Genomic DNA, 20,470 nt, shown 5'->3' with positions numbered 1-20,470 from the left:
TATGAGAGGTTAAAATGAAAAGAATATTGCTTCTAAATTCAAGCTTTAGAAAAAAGAATACTTTTAAATTACTTCAAAATATAGGCAATGTACTTAAGGATAAAGGCTTTCAAGTAGAATATATAAATATAAATCAATATGAAATAAAAGGCTGTAGAGGTTGTGAACAGTGTATCCAAAAAGACAGTCCTTGCTTTATTAAAGATGGAGCCGAAGAATTAATAAAAAAGATCACAGAATACGATGGGATTGTTATTGGAACTCCTGTGTATATGGGAAGCTTTAGCGGAAGTTTGAAGCTACTTATAGATAGAACCTCAAAGTGGTTTCATAGGACTGAAATAGCTGGAAAACCAGTTATACTTGTTTCTACAACTGCAGGCTCTGGATTAAAAAACACATTGAATTCTTTGGAGAAAGTGTTAGATGGTTGGGGAGTTAATGTAGTTTCAAAAATAGGAAGAACCATATCTAAAATAGATGATCCTCTTGATAAAGGTGAACTGGACAGATTTATAAACTATGTTAATAATGGTAATAGGAGATATAAACCAAGTACAGGACAAATTATCAGTTTTAATATTAAAAAGGTTTTAGCGGAAAACATATTTCCATTAGATAAAGAATATTGGGAAAAGAAAAATTGGTTAACACAAGATTATTATTATAGTTGTAAGGTAAATCCTTTTAAAAAGATTTTGGGAAAGGGCTTTTACAAGATGATGAAAACAAAGATTAAGCCTATTAAATAAAGGAGATTGTTATGAATTTAATCACACTAGAAAACATAAGCAAAAGCTATAGTGAAAAGATACTTTTAGATAATATATCATTAGGGATAAATGATGGAGATAAAATAGGACTTATAGGCATAAATGGTGCAGGTAAGTCGACGTTATTGAAAATAATAGGAGGAAGAGAAGAATTCTTTGAGGGTAATATTTCTAAAGTAAGAAATATGAGAATAGAGTATCTATCTCAAACTCAGGACTTCTCAGAAGGAGCTACAGTATTAGAGCAGGTATTTAAAGGTGATACCGTGGAGATGAAGCTTCTTATGGAATATGAGGATATATTGAAGTATATAGAAGAAGGACAAATTGATAAATATCAAGATAGACTTATATATATCCAAGGACAAATTGAGGCTTTAAATCTATGGGATTTAGAGAGTGAAGCTAAGATTATATTAAATAAGCTTGGAATAACTAACTATCATGAAAAGGTAATGAATCTTTCAGGAGGACAGAAGAAGAGGGTAGCCTTAGCTTCAGCACTTATAACTCCTTGTGAACTTTTAATATTAGATGAGCCTACAAACCACCTGGATAGTGATAGTATAGAGTGGCTTGAAGAGTATTTGAATTCTAGAAAGGGTGCTCTTATTATGATAACCCATGATAGATACTTTTTAGATAGAGTAACTAACAGAATAATAGAATTAGATAGAGGAACGTTATATACCTATCAAGGTAATTACTCTGAATTTTTAGAGAAAAAGGCAGAAAGATTAGAACGTGAAAAAACTGAAGAAGATAAAAGAGCAAGTTTAATTAGAGAAGAGTTAAAATGGGTTAAAAGAGGAGCGAAAGCTAGAACTACAAAACAAAAAGCTAGACTTCAAAGGTTTGATGATCTTGTGAATTATGAATACATAGAACCTAGAGGGAATGTAGAACTTAGTTTAGTTGGAACGAGGCTAGGTAACAAAGGCGTTGAGCTTACTACTATAAATAAAGCATTTGGAGATAAGGTTTTAATTAAAGACTTTTCTTACAACTTCGTAAAAGGAGATAGAGTAGGGATAGTTGGAAATAATGGTATGGGAAAAACTACTCTTATAAATATAATAAGTGGAAAGTTATCTCAAGATAGCGGAGAAATAGATATGGGGGAAACCGTAAAGGTAGGGTGTTTTTCTCAAGATAGCTTAAACATGGATGAAAATATGAGAGTTATAGATTACGTAAAAGAAGGCGGCGAAATAATACCGGTAGCAAATGGATTTAAAATAACTGCTTCTCAGATGTGTGAAAGATTTTTGTTTGATGGAACAATGCAATATACTCCTATAGGGAAATTATCAGGAGGAGAAAGAAGAAGACTTCAGCTTCTAAGAGTTTTAATGGAAGCACCTAATGTCCTTATATTAGATGAGCCTACTAATGATCTAGATATAGATACTCTTCAAATATTAGAGAACTTTTTAGATGATTTTGGAGGAATACTTCTTATAGTATCCCATGATAGATATTTCCTAGATAGACTTTGTCATAAGATTTTTGCCTATGAAGGAAATGGAGAAATCAAAGAATATACAGGTAATTTTAGTGATTATCTAATTAAAAGAGAATTAAGTAATACTGAAGCTCCAAATTCAAAAAGTTCAGATAAGGAAATTAAAAAGGAAAGAGTAAAAAATAAAGATGAAAGACCTAAGTTTTCCTTTAAAGAACAGAAAGAGTACGAACAAATTGATGAAGTAATAGAAGAGATAGAAAATAAAATTTCTAAGGTAGAAAAAGATATAGAAAGTACTGTAACTGACTATGAAAAACTTCAAAAATTTATAAAAGAAAAAGAAGAACTTGAGTTAGAATTAGCTGAAAAATATGAGCGTTGGGAATACTTAAATGAATTAGCTCAAAGAATAGAAGAATATAACTCAAATAAATAGAACTGGATTTAAATCCAGTTCTATTTATTTTAAGCTTCTAATGTTTCGAATTTTTGGGATATAAAGTTAAATTCATCTTCATCAGTTATCTCACCATAGGTATCTTCCTTAATACCAGCGTAAAGATATAAAATGTATCTGTCATTAATATCTCTAATATTTTCTATAATGATATATTCTTGATCTTTTTCGCAGTCTTCTAAGGTAGCTAAAACCTTAAATTTATCTTCTTTTCCAGTATCATTGTTAGTTAAATCTAAAGTGAAGTTATCATGAACTCTAATATTTAACTTATTATGATCACAGGATTTTATATGAGAATTTCTTCTGCAACTATTACAAGTTTTGAAAGAGCACTCAACTACACAATTAAAACAAGCACATTTTGAGCAGTTTTCTAGTTGAGTGAAGGTTTCTCTATTAGAAGCCTTATAGGAATTAATTTTCCCTTCATCAGGAGAGGTAAATCTACTAAAGAAACCTTTTTTATTAGATTTTTGTTCTTCTTCTTCTAAAAGCTTCATATAGTCTTTAAGAACCTTTCCTTTAGCATAGAACTTTTTTCTTTTTAAAAAATCCTCAGAGAGGAAGGGAGAAATATTGTCGATAGCATAATATATGTCTGTGTATATCTTTCCCCATCTTTCCTTCTCCTTAATAATTAATTCAAAGTCACTTTTCATCTGCTTCCCACCAAACTAATAAAATTAAGCATTATTATTTTTATACTTTTCAAGTTCTAAATCTAAATCAGTTTCGTCTAATTTTTCAAATTCAGATTCAAAATCATCAACATCTCTTAATTCTCCAAGACCTGTAGCTAAAGATTCTTTTCTTTGAATCTTTCTCTCTATAGCATCAAGTTGAATAGTGTTTGTTTTTGTTTGAACATTTGCAAGTATTTCATTAACCTTTTGAGATGCTTCAGCAGTAGAGTATCTAGCAGCAGCTTCATCTCTATATTGTCTAGTCTTTGAAATCTCTTCTTCTAAAGCGGCTAGGTTTTTCTTAATAGTATCTGCTTGTGATTTAGCAGCTTCATAGCTTTCCTTAAGAGAAGTCACTTTTTTGTCAGCTTCAAGTTTTCTTTGAAGAGCACGTTTTGCTAAATCTTCATTGTTTTTAGAAAGAGCAAGTTTTACCTTGTCTTCATAATCTTGAACTTCTTTTTCAGCTGTGTCTAATCTTTTCTTTATTTCGTGAGCGTTTCCTATAATTTGAGCTGAGTTTAGTTTAGCTTTTGAAAGCTGATCTTCCATATCTCTAAGTTTTTGATCTAATAATTCTATTGGATTTTCCACCTCGTCTAATGCATTGTTAACTTTTGCTTTAAAAATATTTGATATTCTTGTAAATACTCCCATGATAATTGTTACCTCCTAAAATTAAAATTTAATCATTTTTATAATGTAAATTACTAAAAAAACTACCGCTATTGCAATTATAATCTTTATAAAGAATGCAAAAGGGTTACTTCTGGAATATCCTCTAAAGGGACTAAAGTAACTAGAGGATGAGACTCTTCCAAATATAGGAATGCTCCAGGATGATCCACCACTAGAACCGCTGCTACTAGATGAATTTGTTTGAGAACTACTTTCAGTTTTTTCTTCATCTTTAGGTTTACTAGTGGAAAAGCTTCCAGACTTAGTCCCACTTGATGATGAGTTTGAAGAAGAACTACTTGATTCCGATTCATATTTTGATGGTGAATCAGTAGTACTGCCACTGCTTTTTGAGGAACCACTACTTCCAGAAAATGATCCTGATTTAGTTCCACTAGATGAACTACTAGAGCTTGATTTTGAGCTAGAACTAGAACTTGACTTAGAGCCAGAACTTGAACTGCTAAAGCTTCCTGATTTTGTGGAGCTTTTGGCCTTTGAAGCACCAGTAGACTTACTAGAAGATTTAAAAGAACCACTTTTGGATTTAGATGCTGCATAAGCAGACTCACCCTTAACTCCATTTTCAACAACATTTCCAACATCTAAAGATATTGAAGTGAAAATAAAAATAAAAGTTAGTACAAATGTTAGGATTAAACTTTTCTTTTTATTATTTTTGATATGCCCACCCCCTAATTTATCTCCTTAGAAGAATTATCCATGAGAATATTATATGGTATTATATAACCTTTAACAAGTTTGTTAATATTGCTTTTTGAAGTAAAAAAACTCCACACACCCTAAATAATTTAAATAGCTCACTAATTCTCTATAAAACTAAAAATATCTTCTATTTACTATTATGATTCAAGATTAAATCTAATGAAAATATTTATATTTAAATTATAGCATAATAAATTATATTAATTAATGAAGAACATATTAATTGTAATAAGGATAAAGCTGATTTAAAATAATAATGTAAGTAGTTATGAACAAGTTTAGGAGTGATAATATGAATAACGAAGAAAATAACTCAATGTCTATGGCAGACCTATTAAAAGATTACGATGTCAAAAAACTTAATGTGGGAGATATAGTAAAAGGAGAAATCCTATCTATAAATAATGATGAGGCTATGGTTAATATAAATTACTATAGAGATGGTATTGTTAGACGTAGTGAAGTTTCTCACGATGAAGTTGAGGTATCAGAGGTATTAAATGTAGGAGATACAATAAACTTAATGATAGTAAGTTTAGATGATGGAGATGGAAATGTTTTATTATCTAAAAATAAAGCAGATGAAATTATAGCTTGGGATGAAGTAAAAGCATCCTATAAAAACAATGAAACTTTAACTTTAAAGGTTAAAGAGCAAGTAAAAGGCGGAGTTGTAGCTTTATATAAAGGTATAAGAGTATTTATTCCAGGCTCACAAGTATCTAGAGAAAGAGGAGTAGAACTTTCTACCCTTGTAGGAAAAGAGCTAGAAGTAAGAGTAATTGAATTTGATAAAAGGGATAAAAAGGTTGTAGCTTCCAGAAGAATTTTAGAAGAAGCACAATATAATGAAGAAAAGAAAGCTTTATGGAATTTAGTTAAAAAAGGTGAAAAAAGAGAAGGAAAAGTTACTAGAATAGCTAAGTTTGGAGCTTTTGTAGATATTGGTGGAATAGAAGGATTAGTGCATATATCTGATTTAGCTTGGGGAAGAGTTAAGAGAGTAGAAGATGTTGTTTCTGTTGGAGACAGGGTTGAAGTTTACGTTGGAGATTTTGACAAAGAGAAGGAAAGACTATCTTTAGCAATCAAAGATATTAAGAAAGATCCATGGGAAGATGCAAAATCTACTTTAAAAGTTAACGATGTAGTTACTGGAAAAGTAGTTAAGTTCTTAAACTTTGGAGCATTTGTAGAAGTTTTACCTGGAGTTGAAGGGTTAGTTCATATAAGTGAAATAACAGAAGATAATATAGCTAAACCATCAGATGTTTTAACAATAGGTGGAGAAGTTAAGGTAAAAATATTAGATATAAATTCTGCTGATAAAAAAATGAGTCTAAGCATTAAAGATGCTGTAGAGAAGTCAAAAGAATATGAAAAGTTTAATGATAGCTTTGAAGGTGAAAGCCTAGCAGGTTTATTTAAAGATTTTAAATTCTAGTTTTTAATATAATTTAAAATGGCCCTTGCAATAATAGTCTATTGCAAGGGCCATTTGTATATCTTACTTTAAAGCTTCTCAATTTTAAGCATATTAGTTCCACCAACATGAGTAGTTGGCATTCCAGCGGCTACTAATATATTGTCACCTGAGGTAGCAAGCTCAAGGCTTGAAGCCACTTTTCTTGCTTCACTTAATATTTCATCTGTGGTACTAAACATATCACAGGTTTCAGGAATTATTCCAAAGTTTAATGATAAGCTTCTTCTTACCTTTTCATAAGGAGTTATTGCAACTATAGGGCAACTTGGTTTGTATTTAGATATAAGTTTTGCTGTAGCACCACTTTTAGTTGCAGCAACTATAGCTTTTGTAGGCAATATATTTGAAGTTCTACAAGCAGAGTAACTTATTGCATCTTCAAAGGCTAATAAAGAAGGTTCTCTTAGGTTATTAGTGAATGATACATAGTCAAAATTAGCTTCAGTTTCTAAAGCTATTCTACTCATAGTTTTTGCAGCCTCAATAGGATATGTGCCAGAAGCGCTTTCTCCAGATAACATTATAGCATCTGTACCATCAAATATAGCATTACAAATATCACAAGCCTCTGCTCTAGTAGGTCTTGAATTTCTTATCATTGAGTCTAACATTTGAGTTGCTGTAATTACTATTTTTCCAGCAGAGTTACATTTCTTTATAATCATTTTTTGGATTATAGGAACTTTTTCTATAGGAATTTCAACTCCCATATCTCCTCTAGCAACCATTATACCGTCAGTAACTTCTATTATTGAATCTATGTTGTCTACACCTTCTTGGTTTTCTATTTTAGCTATTATTTTAATGTGTTCTCCGTTATTTTCGTTAAGTATCTTTCTTACTTCTAAAATATCAGAAGCTTTTCTTATAAAAGAAGCAGCAACAAAGTCCACGCCTTCATTACATCCAAAAATTAAATCATTAACATCTTTTTCTGTAATAGCAGGAAGATTTATTTTTACATTAGGAACATTTACTCCTTTGTGGTCTTTGATAGTGCCGCCAACAACAACTTCTGTCAGAATTTCTTTTCCCTTTATTTCTTTTATCTTAAATTCTAAAAGCCCATCATCTACAAGCATAGTACCGCCGACAACTACATCTTTACAAAGAGTTTCATAAGATATTGAACATCTTTTGTTATCACCTAAAATTTCTCCAGAACATAAAAATGAAAACTCATCTCCAACATGAAGAGTAGCTTCACCATTTATAAAATTATGAGTTCTTATCTTAGGGCCTTTGATATCTAGAAGTATACTTGTAGGAGTCCCTAATTCTTCTCTAAGTTTTTTTATTAAATCCATTTTTTTTCTATGGTCATCTTGTGTGCCGTGAGAGCAATTTAATCTTGCTGCACTCATTCCTATTTTTATAAATTCTCTTAAGACATCTTCATTATCAGAAACAGGACCGATTGTGAAGATCATTTTTGTTTTTTGCATAAAATCACCTCTACTATATTTTTCATTCAAATTATTAACTTTAGTATAAACGAATAACTTTAGATATATTAGTGAGATAATGATAGAATAAACTTGTTATAATATTAGGATATTATAATGTCCTAATGTTATAATATTATAATAACATATTTTTACTGAAAGGATGATCAGTCTATGAGAATTTTAGAAAATATAGAGCCAAAGGAAGTCTTCTATTATTTTGAGGAGATATCTAAAATACCTAGAGGTTCAGGAAATGAAAAAGAGATAAGTGATTATTTATTAGCTTTTGGTCAAAATTTAGGATTGGAAACAATTCAGGACTCAGCTTTAAATATTATTATAAAGAAGCCAGCAACAGAAGGATATGAAAATGCTCCTGTTGTAATAATACAAGGGCATATGGATATGGTTTGTGAGAAAAATAATGATACAGTTCATGATTTCTTAAAAGATCCTATAAAACTTAGAGTTGATGGAGATAATATTTTTGCTACAGGTACAACTTTAGGAGCTGATAATGGTATAGCAGTAGCATATGCCATGGCTGTGCTTTCATCAAAAGAAATTCCACATCCAGCTCTAGAAGTTTTAATAACAACAGATGAAGAAACAGGTATGGGTGGAGCTATGGCTGTTGAGAAAAAGAACTTAGATGGAAAAATTCTGTTGAATATCGATTCAGAAGAAGAGGGATATTTACTTGTTTCTTGTGCAGGGGGAATGAGGGCTAATGTTTCATCTGATATTAAATGGGAATCCAAAAAAGAAGAAGATTCTATTTTAGAGATTACAGTAAGAGGTCTTAAAGGCGGCCACTCAGGTATGGAAATAGATAAAGAAAGAGGTAACTCTAATAAATTAATGGGAAGAGTTTTAATGGATCTACTTTCTTTTGAGGACGTTAGATTAGTATCTATAAATGGAGGCTCTAAAGATAATGCCATTCCAAGAGAGATGGATGCAGTCATTACTTTAAATAAATCCAATGTAGAAGCTGTAAAAGAAAGAGTAAAACACTTTAATGATGTATTCAAAAATGAATTAAATGCTCAAGATCCAGAAGTTAAATTAGAAGCTAAAGAATTAAATACAAAGGTAGAAAAGGTATTTTCAAGGGAATCCACTGAAAAAGCTGTAAAAATATTATATCTTATTCCAAATGGCATAAATACAAGAAGTATGGCTATAGAAGGGTTAGTAGAAAGTTCATTAAATCTTGGAGTTGTTAAGACAACCAATACTCATGTAGAATATAATTCAGCTATAAGAAGTTCCGTTGGAAGTCTTAAAGAAGAAATGCTAAGAAAAATAGAAGTAATAGCAGAAACCTTAGGTGCTAAAGTTGATACTTTTGGAGATTATCCAGAATGGCAATATCAAGAGGATTCTAAAATAAGAGAAATCTGTGAAAGAGTACACAAAGACATGACAGGAGAAGATGCTAAGATAATTGCAATTCACGCTGGATTAGAATGTGGATTATTTAAGGAAAAATTAGGTGAAGATGTGGATATGATAAGTTTTGGACCTAATTTATATGATGTTCATACACCTAATGAACATATGAGCATATCTTCTGTTAAAAACTTATGGGATTATCTATTAAGAGTACTAAAAGAAATCAAGTAAGCTTTTTAGATAAAGGATATTTATTATTAAAGAAAAGATATTGTTGACCGAATGAGAGATTTTGGTATAATTATGTTAAAGTGATTTTATGTAAGGAGGATACTTATAATGGATTTAAATGATAAAGTATTAGAAACTCTAAAATCTGCTGGAGAACCTTTAAAAGGTGGAGAAATAGCAGAAAAATCTGGATTAGACAAAAAAGATGTAGATAAGGCTATAAAAGCACTTAAGGCTGAAGGAAAGATAAATTCACCTAAAAGATGTTATTATGGAATAGCAGAATAAGGAACATACTATTGGCTTGGTTTTCTAACCAAGCCAATTTTTTTATATAAACGCTTGACCTATTCACACTTCTTTTATTATAATAAAAGAAGTGTGAATAGGTGAAAATGTTTACTGTAAAATAAAAGGGAAGATTGTCAAAGGAGAGGGGAAATTATAATGAATAAAAGGGGTAAAATTATAACTAGAACTCTATTGCTTACTATGTCGTTAATTACAGCTACAAGTTTCAACGCAATTAAAACAAAGGCAGATACAACTGGGAATGCGGCTCAAGGAGTTGTTTTAAAAACAACTCAACTTAAGGTTCAAAAAACTATAGTTGCACCAAAGAAAGATGAATCTGGATCATATAGCGGAGGAACACTTTCAAGAGGTAGTGGTGGAGCTGGTGGTAATGTGGTTTCTTATGCATATAATTTTATAGGAAGACCATATGTGTATGGAGCAGCAGGTCCAAAGAGCTTTGACTGTTCAGGATTAACTATGTATGTATATAGCAAGTTTGGATATTCTTTACCTCATTATACAGGTTCACAATTTTCTATGGGTTCAGCTGTATCTAGAGCTAATCTATCAGCTGGAGATTTGGTTTTCTTCAATACATATGGTTCTATAAGCCATGTTGGTATATATATTGGGGGAGGGGATTTTATACATGCCCCATCGTCAGGTAAAAATGTTACAATAAGCTCTTTAAATGATTCTTATTACTCAAGCAGATATGCAGGAGCAAGAAGAATAGCACAATAGAAAGTTAAAGCATCTAAAATATTAGGTGCTTTTTTTATTTATTTATTTTACATAAGTAATCATAAAACTCCCAGTTACATAATATTATATACAGTAGTAGTTAAGTAAGGAGGGTTTTATGAAGTACACTAGATATAATTATAAGAAAAAAAACGATAAAGGATTTAAATCCCTGACTTTTTTTATAACAGTTGTTATTCTTGCAGTGATTTTAGGGACCATGTTATCTAAATTTATCTTTAAAGGAGATTTTTCTATAGAAGATATAATAGGTACAAAAGATAAGCCGAGTAATAATGAAACACAAGTTACAGACTCAAAAGTGTATGGGACTTTTGAATTAATACAGTGTGGATATTATAGTGAAGAGAAATATGCTCTAGAAACACAGAAAAAATTAAGCGGCACTATACCTGTGTATTTAATAAAAGATGGAGATAAATACAGGGTTATATCAGGAATATATATGCTTGATAAAGGTGATGAAGATAAAAATAAGATAATATCATTAGGAACTCAGGCTGTTAGACTAAAAATAGATATTCAAGGAAAGTCTTATTACGACTCCTTTATATATGGACTAGTAGATGGATATATGAAGATGCTAGATGGACTAAAGGATAGTAGTGTAAAGAGTGTCACTACTGAAAAGTTTAAAAAGTGGGTATCTGATATTGAAGAAAAAGAAGATCGGGCTAGCGATATAAAAGCTATAAAAGAACATGTAAATAACCTTCCAGCAGAGATAACAAGGGATAATATATCAGGTGAATTAGAATTTTTATATTCATTAATAGGACCGTATAAAAGTTCATAAAGCCATAAATATAATTAAGATTGAGGCTGTAAAACTAGAATAATTAGTTTTATAGTCTTTTTTATCCCTATTCCATAGGCTCGCTTCTTGACGTCAGTTTAATCTTTCTAATCCACTAATGAAATATGCACTCTATATAATATCTAAAAAATCAAATAATTGTTACAATTCCTCGAAAAAAATAAAAAATTTACTTAAAAAATGAATAAAGAGTAGGCAGAAAAAGTAGACTACCCGGTTGAATGGTTGAATGGTTGAATGGTTGAATGGTTGAATGGTTGAATGGTTGAATGGTTGAATATCGCAATGTCTTAATGTCGTAATATCACAATAGCGTAATGTCGCTATATCACAATATCATAATTACACTATATTATTTAGAAATTAAAAGGAATCTAACTGAGCTTGAGAAGCAGGAAATATTACAGAAAGGTTAAAAGGTTTCAATATGATTAAAAATTCCTTAAAAAAGTTAAAGGCACTTGTATATAAAATACATAAATGATAAACTATATTAGATGTAAAGGGAGTAAAATGCCTATACAGCAAGGTTTATCCTAATATGCATGTTATAAATGTTATATTATTGGTAATAATATTAAAATAAGATATTAGGAGTGATAAAAGTGGGATTTGTTTTAGCTTCTGCTTCTGAGCGTAGGAAGGAATTATTAACTAGACTTTGCGAAGAGTTTAGAGTAATAGAAAGTTTCTTTCCCGAAGAAAAAGTAGTTTTTAACGGCAACTTAGAAGAGTATGTTAAGGAATTATCACTAGGTAAGGCAAAATATGTAGCAGACAACTTAGACACCGAAGATATCATAATAGCAGCTGATACTATAGTAGCTATTGGAGATTTAATATTAGGGAAGCCTAAGGATAAAGATGATGCCTATAACATGTTAAAATCTTTAAGTGGAAAAGTACATAATGTATATACCGGAGTTACGGTATTGGACCTGAGAAGTAAAAAGATTATAAGTGAAGCAGTATGCACAGAGGTTAAGTTTTCACATCTTAGTGATGAGGAAATTCTATCATACGTTGATAGTGGGGATCCTTTAGACAAGGCTGGAGCTTATGGAATTCAGGGACGCGGAGGGGTTTTTGTAGAGCGTATAGAGGGATGCTACTATAATGTAGTAGGTCTTCCTTTGAATAAATTGGATAAAATGTTGAAATCATTAGTTTAAGGGGGAGGGAAATCTATAATAATAAAGGAGTTTATTATATGTATAACCTAAAGGTTATGGATTTGCCCTTAAATGAAAGGCCAGAAGAAAAATTGTTTTTATATGGAGCGGAGTCCTTAAGTAATACAGAACTCATTGCATTAATTTTAAGATGTGGAAGTAAAAATGAAAATGTCTTAGGATTAAGTTCTAGAGTTTTAGAAACTGTTGATGGATTAAATGGAATGTTATCAGCTGGTATAGAGGATTTTCTTCAGATAAATGGAATTAAAAAAGCTAAGGCCTCTAGGCTAATTGCCCTATGTGAATTAACTAAAAGAATTAATTCTTATAGGGGAACTGCAGAAGAAATAAAAATCACAGAGCCTAGAATAGTAGCAAACATTTTAATGAATGAAATGCAGAATCTTCCCCAAGAGGTATTAAAACTCATAATATTAAATACTAAAAATGTAGTTATATCTATTAAGGAAGTTTTTAAAGGAAGTTTAAATTCCTCAATTGTACATCCTAGAGAAATTTTTTCGGAAGCTTTAAAGAAAAATGCGGCATCTATAATTATATGCCATAATCATCCATCAGGAGACCCTACTCCTAGTAAAGAGGATATTAACATAACTTTAAGGATTAAGGAGTGCGGTAAGATCATTGGAATTGAGCTTTTAGATCACGTAATAATAGGGAATGGTAATTATGCAAGTATGAAAGAGAAATCTATAATATAATTCTGAGAGGAGTATAGTAATGGGATTGTTTGGAATGACAAAAGATATGGGAATAGATTTAGGAACAGCTAACACTTTAGTATTTGTTAAAGGAAAAGGTGTAGTTTTAAGAGAACCTTCAGTTGTTGCTATAAATAATACTACAAAGAAATCTTTAGCTGTTGGAACAGAAGCTAAACAAATGATAGGAAGAACACCAGGAAATATAGTTGCTATTAGACCACTAAAAGATGGAGTAATTGCAGATTTTGATATAACACAAACAATGATTAAAAAATTCATTGAGAAGGTAATTAATAAAAGTTCATTTACTAGCCCAAGAATCATAATATGTTATCCATCAGGAGTAACAGAAGTTGAGAAGAGAGCTATTTATGAAGCAACAAAAGCTGCAGGAGCTAGAGATGTTCTACTTATGGAAGAACCTATGGCAGCTGCAATAGGAGCTGGACTTCCAGTTTCAGAACCAACAGGAAGCATGATTGTTGATATTGGTGGAGGAACTACAGAAGTTGCAGTAATATCTTTAGGTGGTATTGTTACAGCTAAATCTTTAAGAGTAGCTGGTGATGAATTAGATCAATCTATTATTAGTTATATAAAAAGAGAATATAACCTAATGATAGGAGAAAGAACTGCTGAACAAATTAAAATGGAATTAGGATCAGCATTTAAGATTGATGAAGAAGAAAGAAAAATGGACATTAAAGGAAGAGATTTAGTGACTGGACTTCCTAAGATTATAGAAGTAAGTGAAGATCAAATCAGAGATGCATTAAAAGAGCCAGTAGCGGCTATTATTGAATCTATAAAAACTACATTAGAAAAAACACCTCCTGAATTATCTGCTGATATTATTGAAAAAGGTATTATGTTAGCAGGTGGAGGAGCTTTATTAAAAGGATTGGATGCTTTAATTAACCACGAAACTCATATGCCTGTACATATCGCAGAATCACCACTTGATTGCGTAGTTTTAGGAACTGGTAAAGCTCTTGAAGATTTTGATAATATAGCTAAGCAACAAAGAGGATAAGAATACATGAGACTTTTTAAGAACAAACTGGCAGTAACTATAATAGTACTGTCAGTTAGCTTTTTAATTATAATTGTTTATAGCTTTAGAAAAGAGAATAAAACTATTTTTGAGAGTGGTGCAGGTGCGGCGTTAAATCCTATACAGAAATTAGCATATAAAGTAACGGATAACTTTAAAGGTGCAGTAGATTTCTTTTATAATTTTTCGGAAGTAAAGGCTGAAAATAGAAAGTTAAGTGAAGAAAATAAAGACTTAAGAATTAAGTTGATAGAGTACAATAGATTAAAAGAAGAAAATGAAAGTTTAAGAAAAGTAGTAGATTTTGCTAATCAAGATGAAAATTTCGATTATGTTGGTACCAATATAATTGGACATAGTGGTGGCGGTTTTTCAGGTGGATACATAATTGACAAAGGAAGTAAAAATCAAATAGAGAAGGGTATGGTAGTTGTATCTGATAATGGATTAGTAGGGCAAGTTACATCAGTAGGTGATAACTGGGCCGTGGTTCAATCCTTAATAAATGAGAATATAGCTATAGCTTCTAAGATAGAAAGTACTCAAGAAACCACTGGTGTTTTACAAGGATACAAAGATTCTAAAAATAAACTTTTGACTAAGTTATACAATATCCCAATAGATTCACCTATTAAAGCAGGAGATGTAATTCTTACTTCAGGGGTTGGAGAAATACCTAAGGATATAAGAATAGGAGAAGTAATATCAGTAGAGGACGATAATGTAAAAGTAATGAAAAATGCTGTGGTGCAGCCTTATGTTGATTTTAATAAACTGGAATCATTATTTGTTGTGGTACCTAAGGAAAAAAGAAATATAAAGGTGGATAACTAATAATGAAAAGAGTTGTACTTTTTTTTATCGGCATAATACTTGTGATTATCGATAATTCTATATTACCGTTATTTTCTGTAGGTGGATCTTGGGGGAGTTTATTATTTACATTTGCAATTTGTTATTCAATTATAACCGGTCCATGGGAAGCTCTGTGGATAGGTGTGTATTTTGGAATATTACAGGACATATTTTTTGGAACAGGCTTTGGGGTTAATTGTTTATTAAATATGCTTATTTGTCTAGGAGCAGCAAAGGTCGGAGAAACAATATTTAAAAATAGAAGAACTGTTCCTGTTATGATAGTTTTAGGAGCTACAGTAGTTAAATATATACTTATCTATGTAATATTATATTTACTTCATGTAAAAATAGATGTAGAAAACATAATAGTAATGACTTTAATGAACACTTTATTTGGTTTTATCTTCTATAAAAAGATTTACAAATTAACTGAAACGAGATTTATGAAGATACCATGGAAATTTAATTAGCAGGTGATTATATGAATAAAAAAAAGAAAAAGTTTAATAGATATACTGCTTTGATTATGATTATGTTTTTTATATTCAGCGCAATATTGGGAAGGCTAATATATCTTCAAATTGTTAAATATGATGACTATAAAGATCTCGCTAATACAAAATCTAGAAGATTTATTGCGGAGAATGCACCAAGAGGTATTATTTATGATGAAAAAGGAAATGTATTAGCTACAAATGTTCAAAGCTATACAGTAACTTTTACAAGTACTGAAGAATCAAATGCAGCATTTTATGATACTATGAGCAAAACTTTTAAGCTGCTGGATGAAAATGGACAAAAGATTCAAGATGAAATGCAGCTTATGTTAAATGAGAATAAAGAATTTTATTTTGATTTTAAAACTAGTGACCAGACTTCAATAAGAGCTTTGAATATTAGATTTAAAAAGGATAAGGGAATAGATTCTGAATTAAGAAAACAATTATTCCCTGGTAAAGAGGGCGACTTAACTTCAGGTGAGCAAAATCAGTTAGATGATGCTATTTTTAATTATTCACCTCAGGATACTTTCTATTATATGGTTAAAAGTTATGCTATATATGATATCTTAAAGCCTACAAAAGAAGAGAGTAAAGAATATGCTAAAATGAGTGGAAAAGAGATATTAGATATTCTTCTTCAAAAGTATTCTTTAGAGGAAATAAGAAAATACATAGTTATAAAAGATGCCATTAAAATGCAGAGTTTTAAAGGGTATAAACCTATAGTTATAGCAAACATAGATAGGAATACATCATTTATATTCTATCAGAAGCGTAATGATATGCCTGGGATAGACGTATCTATGGAGCCTGTTAGATCTTATCCTTATGATTCATTAGCATCATCTGTTTTAGGATATATAGGTTCAATAGACGGAAGTCAACAGACTAAATATGATGAAAAAGGATATGATGCTAATACTGATAAGATAGGTAAAGCAGGTATAGAATCAGCCTTTGAGAGTATATTAAAAGGCACTAAAGGTGGAACTACGGTTAAGGTTAACTCCTCAGGTAGAAAAACTGAAGAATTATTTAAACTAGAAGCTTCACCTGGGAACAACATACACCTAACTATAGATAAAAATATTCAATATTCAGCAGAAAAGATGCTTGAACATCAATTAAAGTATTATCAAAATGTAGGAATTGCTCCAGATGGATCAATTGTAAGAAATGCAACTAGGGGATCAGTTGTGGCAATTGAAGTTAAAACAGGTAGAGTTTTAGCATTAGCTAACTACCCATCCTATAATCCAAATGACTTCTCAATTCCGGGAAAGCTTACACCAGAGCTCTCTAAAATGTATTTTAGTCCTGACTTAGAGGCTTTTGGTAATGAGTATATAAGAAAAAATAATCTAAACAAAACAATAGATGATTTATTCCCAAAGGATAGTAATGGTTATAGACAAGATCAATATGACCTTTACCCTAAGCCGTTTTATAATTATGCTACCATGGGATTAACGCCTCCTGGATCAACCTTTAAACCTCTTACAGCTACTGCTGCTTTAGAGGAGGGGGTATTTGGGGTTAATGAAACTGTATATGCAAAACATCTTTTTGATACTCGACCAGACTATTTTGGAAAAGTTGATCCACCTAAAGATGATAATGCTTATGGACCTGTAAATGTTAGAGTTGCTTTACAGAAATCTGCTAATACTTTTTTCTATGAAGCAGGTATAAGATTATATGAAAAGTATGGAGGTACTAGCACTAATAATAATGCAGCTGCTTTAGATTCTTTAGCTAAGTGGGCATGGAGAATGGGTTTAGGTGTAGATCCTAATAGTAATCAAAAAGCTTCTACAGGTATAGAAATAGCTGAGAACTTTGGTCAGGTATATAACTTTGTATCCTTTAGAAATAGAGCTATTAACTCTTTTATGTTTAATATAGTCGATTTAGTGGAAAAGGGTAATATTACACCTATGGACCTAGCGAAAAATGATAACGATGAAGAAGAATTAAAAGAAGCTAAAGAGGCTGTTAAAAATATTATAAGGGAGACTCTTCAACAACTAGGAGTAACTACCTTAGATAAAAATGCAATGTATAGTGAGCTTTTAACTAAGTTGAAGCCTGCAATTCAACGTGTATATGATGTTTCTCCTAAATATCAAGAAAATGTAAAAAATGCCAATGTGGATGCTAAAAGTGCAGTTAATATGGCTACAAATGCTATAGCTAATTATGTTGCATATTCAGTAACTCAAGAAATAATGTCGGCTGCACAGATTTCATACGCCTCTATAGGGCAGAGTATGAATGCATTTACTCCTGTTCAGTTAGCAAGCTATATCTCTACAGTAACTAATGGAGGAACAAGATATAAGGTTCATTTAGTAGATAAGATTACTGATTCACAAGGAAATGTTGTGGAAGAGTTTAAACCAGAGGTTTTAGATCAGGTAAATATAAGTGAATCAACTCTTCAAGCTGTTAAAACTGGTATGCAGATGGCTAATGGAACTGATCAAGGCGGCGGAGCTGCCGGTACTGCGGCAAGTACTTTCCAAAAGCTTAATCCTTATTTAAGTTCTGGAGGTAAAACAGGTACTGCTACTTTTAGTAAAGATCAGGATGAAATAGGAAGAGCACCTTATGGGGTTTACGTAGGTGTTGCTCCAATAGAAGATCCTCAGATAGCTGTTGCAGTTGTTCTTTATGATGCTGCCCATGGTTCTTATGCGGCACCAGTAGCAAGAGCTATATTTGAAACTTATTTTAGAGATGATTTAAAAGCTAAGGGGTATACAACGGATTATTCAGAAGAGGTTGGAGGAAAATATGATTATACATTAAATCCTCCACTTCAAGATAATAATACAGCAAAAACTAATAATACTAATACTCAAGGGAATTAAGACTCGGCCTAGTGCCGAGTTTTTTATTTATGAGGGTCTGCATTAAAATATCCGAACATTCGAATGTTCGGACAAATGAAGATAAAACTCTTTAACTATTAATTGTTAATTTAATTGTTGTGTATTATAATTAAATTTAAGAGAATATAATAATAAGTTAAATCCTAGTTTGAGAGGTTACATATGCTTGATGATAGAATTGTTATTAAAGGTAATAGAGAAGGCTTAGTGGCTATAATTAAATTTACTGCCTTTAAGGATTTTCAAGATATGCTTGAAGTTTTTTTGGAAAGATTAAATAAGGGGAAAAAATTTTATAAAGGTGCAACAATAACTATTAAGACTGAACTTAAATACATAGATGAAAGAGAAGTTAGATTGTTAAAGCATTCTCTTTTTGATGAAGTTGGTATAAAAGAATGCATATTTAAAGATATTGATGAAAAAGATATAAAGATTTTTTCAGGAATATATGAAGGAAGAACCAAGTTCATACGAAAAACTATAAGAGGGGGCCAAAGAGTAGATTATAATGGCAACATTGTTATAGTTGGAGATATTAATTCAGGATCAGAGGTTTATGCCTGGGGAAATATTATTGTACTTGGAAGAATAAGAGGCCAAGTACATGCTGGGATAAATGGGAATACAAAAGCTATAATAGCTGCGTTTTCTTTGGAACCAGAGCTTCTTCAGATAGGAGACATAATTACCATATCACCTGAAGGTGATGATAAGCCTAGATATCCAGAAGTTGCTAAGATTAAAGATGGGGTTATAATGGTAGAACCCTATTTACCTAATAAATTCGCATATAAATAACATAGTGGAGGGATTTTAGAATGGGAGAGTCAATAGTTATAACGTCAGGTAAAGGTGGAGTAGGAAAAACAACTACAACAGCTAATATAGGTACAGCCCTTGCAGCTTTAGGTAAAAAAGTAGTAGTTGTAGATGGTGATACTGGACTTAGAAATCTTGATGTTTTAATGGGATTAGAAAATAGAATAGTTTATACGATAATTGATGTAATAGAGAAAAGATGTAGGACAAAGCAAGCACTTATTAAGGATAAAAGATTCCCTAATCTATGTCTATTACCTACAGCTCAAACCAAGGATAAAAATGATATAAAACCTAATCAAATGCTTAGTTTAGTTAATGAATTAAAAGAAGAGTTCGATTTTGTAATTATAGATTGTCCAGCAGGTATAGAGCAAGGATTTGAAAATGCTATAGTTGGTGCTGACAAAGCAGTAGTAGTAGTAAATCCAGAAATTACTTCTGTAAGAGATGCAGATAGAGTTATAGGAAAATTAGATTCAAAAGGTTTAGAAGATCACGTAGTTATAGTAAATAGACTAAATTATGAGATGACCCAAAATGGAGACATGCTTGATATCTCTGATATTATAGAAACTTTATCAATAAAGCTTTTAGGAGTAGTTCCAGATGATAAATCTATAACTGTTTCTACAAATAAAGGAGAACCTATAGTATTAGATGAAAAAGCAATGTCTGGACAAGCGTTTAGAAATATTGCAAGAAGACTTCTTGGAGAAGAAGTACCTTTAATGGATTTAAACACTGATAGCGGCGGATTTTTTGGTTCTTTAAAGAAATTATTTAAACGTAAATAGGGGGCGGAGTAGAAATGGAATTACTGAACAAGTTTTTTAATAATAAACCTACACCGAAAGACGTGGCAAAAGATAGATTGAGATTAATACTTATACATGACAGAGGGGAAATAGACCCTGAACTTATGGAAAGAATTAAGGCAGATATACTAGAAGTGATTTCAAAATATGTAGATATAGATTCTTCTAATATGGAGTTTGCTGTAACAAAAACAGAAGTTGAGGAAGGTATCTCTCCTGCTTTAGTTGCAAATATTCCAATAAAAAATGTTAAGGTAAGATAAATGAAAAGTTGTACATTTTATGTACGACTCAGAGTGTCGACAAAGTCGACACTTTTTTCTTTACAAAAAGATAACTTTTTCTTAAAACTTAATGAATTAATAGTAAGCTTTATGGTGAAAAATTATAA

At 31.2% G+C, this 20,470-nt stretch carries 21 protein-coding genes; 17 read left to right on the top strand and 4 right to left on the bottom strand.

Annotated features, from left to right (window positions below):
* Positions 1-14: 14 nt before the first annotated feature.
* Together L1S49_RS04530 and L1S49_RS04525 are read left to right on the top strand one after the other, a co-directional pair.
* Complete coding sequence (locus L1S49_RS04530; RefSeq protein WP_238902731.1) at positions 15-752, top strand: flavodoxin family protein; 738 nt, start codon at positions 15-17, stop codon at positions 750-752.
* Between the two features lie 11 nt (positions 753-763).
* Positions 764-2,677: an ABC-F family ATP-binding cassette domain-containing protein gene (locus tag L1S49_RS04525; protein WP_238902730.1), complete on the top strand. Its 1,914-nt coding sequence runs from the start codon at positions 764-766 to the stop codon at positions 2,675-2,677.
* A 29-nt stretch (positions 2,678-2,706) separates the two neighbouring features.
* Here the strand turns inward: L1S49_RS04525 and L1S49_RS04520 are convergent, their stop codons facing one another.
* From L1S49_RS04520 to L1S49_RS04510, 3 genes are all read right to left on the bottom strand, one after another.
* A complete protein-coding gene (locus L1S49_RS04520) occupies positions 2,707-3,360 on the bottom strand; it encodes a DUF1292 domain-containing protein (RefSeq protein WP_238902729.1) in 654 nt (217 codons plus the stop codon).
* A gap of 24 nt (positions 3,361-3,384) precedes the next feature.
* Positions 3,385-4,041, bottom strand: coding sequence for a PspA/IM30 family protein (locus tag L1S49_RS04515; protein ID WP_021800606.1), 657 nt, complete (start codon positions 4,039-4,041; stop codon positions 3,385-3,387).
* Between the two features lie 86 nt (positions 4,042-4,127).
* Positions 4,128-4,292, bottom strand: coding sequence for a hypothetical protein (locus L1S49_RS04510; protein WP_207722154.1), 165 nt, complete (start codon positions 4,290-4,292; stop codon positions 4,128-4,130).
* Positions 4,293-4,306: 14 nt separating this feature from the next.
* Between L1S49_RS04510 and L1S49_RS04505 the strand changes: the two genes are divergently transcribed.
* Together L1S49_RS04505 and rpsA are read left to right on the top strand one after the other, a co-directional pair.
* On the top strand, positions 4,307-4,624 hold the full coding sequence (locus L1S49_RS04505; RefSeq protein ID WP_181601284.1) for a hypothetical protein: 318 nt from the start codon (positions 4,307-4,309) through the stop codon (positions 4,622-4,624).
* A 456-nt stretch (positions 4,625-5,080) separates the two neighbouring features.
* Entirely contained in the window at positions 5,081-6,232 is a 1,152-nt protein-coding gene (gene rpsA / locus L1S49_RS04500; protein WP_238902728.1) for a 30S ribosomal protein S1, read from the top strand.
* Positions 6,233-6,300: 68 nt separating this feature from the next.
* On the opposite strand, the gene pyk is transcribed toward rpsA, so the two are convergent.
* Positions 6,301-7,719: a pyruvate kinase gene (gene pyk, locus L1S49_RS04495; protein ID WP_238902727.1), complete on the bottom strand. Its 1,419-nt coding sequence runs from the start codon at positions 7,717-7,719 to the stop codon at positions 6,301-6,303.
* 174 nt (positions 7,720-7,893) lie between these two features.
* Here pyk and L1S49_RS04490 point away from each other — a divergent pair, with 174 nt between their 5' ends.
* The 13 genes from L1S49_RS04490 to minE all read left to right on the top strand — a co-directional run bounded on the left by L1S49_RS04490 (position 7,894) and on the right by minE (position 20,342).
* Complete coding sequence (locus tag L1S49_RS04490; RefSeq protein ID WP_238902726.1) at positions 7,894-9,351, top strand: aminoacyl-histidine dipeptidase; 1,458 nt, start codon at positions 7,894-7,896, stop codon at positions 9,349-9,351.
* A gap of 108 nt (positions 9,352-9,459) precedes the next feature.
* Positions 9,460-9,639, top strand: coding sequence for an HTH domain-containing protein (locus L1S49_RS04485; RefSeq protein ID WP_073018127.1), 180 nt, complete (start codon positions 9,460-9,462; stop codon positions 9,637-9,639).
* Positions 9,640-9,798: 159 nt separating this feature from the next.
* The gene (locus tag L1S49_RS04480; protein WP_238902725.1) at positions 9,799-10,392 is read left to right on the top strand and encodes a C40 family peptidase; all 594 of its coding nucleotides are present in this window, start codon (positions 9,799-9,801) and stop codon (positions 10,390-10,392) included.
* Positions 10,393-10,510: 118 nt separating this feature from the next.
* A complete protein-coding gene (locus L1S49_RS04475) occupies positions 10,511-11,209 on the top strand; it encodes a hypothetical protein (RefSeq protein ID WP_238902724.1) in 699 nt (232 codons plus the stop codon).
* A 626-nt stretch (positions 11,210-11,835) separates the two neighbouring features.
* Positions 11,836-12,402, top strand: a complete 567-nt coding sequence (locus tag L1S49_RS04470) for a Maf-like protein (RefSeq protein WP_238902723.1) — start codon at positions 11,836-11,838, stop codon at positions 12,400-12,402.
* Between the two features lie 38 nt (positions 12,403-12,440).
* On the top strand, positions 12,441-13,127 hold the full coding sequence (gene radC / locus L1S49_RS04465; RefSeq protein ID WP_021800614.1) for a DNA repair protein RadC: 687 nt from the start codon (positions 12,441-12,443) through the stop codon (positions 13,125-13,127).
* 19 nt (positions 13,128-13,146) lie between these two features.
* Positions 13,147-14,163 carry a rod shape-determining protein gene (locus L1S49_RS04460; RefSeq protein WP_021800615.1) on the top strand — a complete coding sequence of 339 codons (1,017 nt, stop codon included), beginning with the start codon at positions 13,147-13,149 and terminating at the stop codon, positions 14,161-14,163.
* 6 nt (positions 14,164-14,169) lie between these two features.
* Positions 14,170-15,018: a rod shape-determining protein MreC gene (mreC, locus tag L1S49_RS04455; protein WP_073018137.1), complete on the top strand. Its 849-nt coding sequence runs from the start codon at positions 14,170-14,172 to the stop codon at positions 15,016-15,018.
* Positions 15,019-15,020: 2 nt separating this feature from the next.
* On the top strand, positions 15,021-15,512 hold the full coding sequence (gene mreD / locus L1S49_RS04450) for a rod shape-determining protein MreD (RefSeq protein WP_238902722.1): 492 nt from the start codon (positions 15,021-15,023) through the stop codon (positions 15,510-15,512).
* An 11-nt stretch (positions 15,513-15,523) separates the two neighbouring features.
* Complete coding sequence (locus L1S49_RS04445) at positions 15,524-18,418, top strand: penicillin-binding transpeptidase domain-containing protein (protein WP_238902721.1); 2,895 nt, start codon at positions 15,524-15,526, stop codon at positions 18,416-18,418.
* A 183-nt stretch (positions 18,419-18,601) separates the two neighbouring features.
* Positions 18,602-19,240 (top strand): septum site-determining protein MinC, encoded by a 639-nt coding sequence (minC, locus tag L1S49_RS04440; RefSeq protein ID WP_021800620.1) that lies wholly within the window; start codon positions 18,602-18,604, stop codon positions 19,238-19,240.
* Positions 19,241-19,260: 20 nt separating this feature from the next.
* On the top strand, positions 19,261-20,058 hold the full coding sequence (gene minD / locus L1S49_RS04435; RefSeq protein ID WP_238902720.1) for a septum site-determining protein MinD: 798 nt from the start codon (positions 19,261-19,263) through the stop codon (positions 20,056-20,058).
* Positions 20,059-20,072: 14 nt separating this feature from the next.
* On the top strand, positions 20,073-20,342 hold the full coding sequence (minE, locus tag L1S49_RS04430; RefSeq protein ID WP_238902719.1) for a cell division topological specificity factor MinE: 270 nt from the start codon (positions 20,073-20,075) through the stop codon (positions 20,340-20,342).
* The last annotated feature ends 128 nt before the right edge of the window (positions 20,343-20,470 follow it).

Origin of the sequence: Clostridium sp. YIM B02506 (assembly GCF_022324845.1) — a bacterium.
Classification (GTDB): domain Bacteria; phylum Bacillota; class Clostridia; order Clostridiales; family Clostridiaceae; genus Clostridium_T; species Clostridium_T intestinale.
The sequence above is the reverse complement of the archived record's forward strand: the minus strand, read 5'-3'. Positions and strand labels throughout refer to the sequence as shown.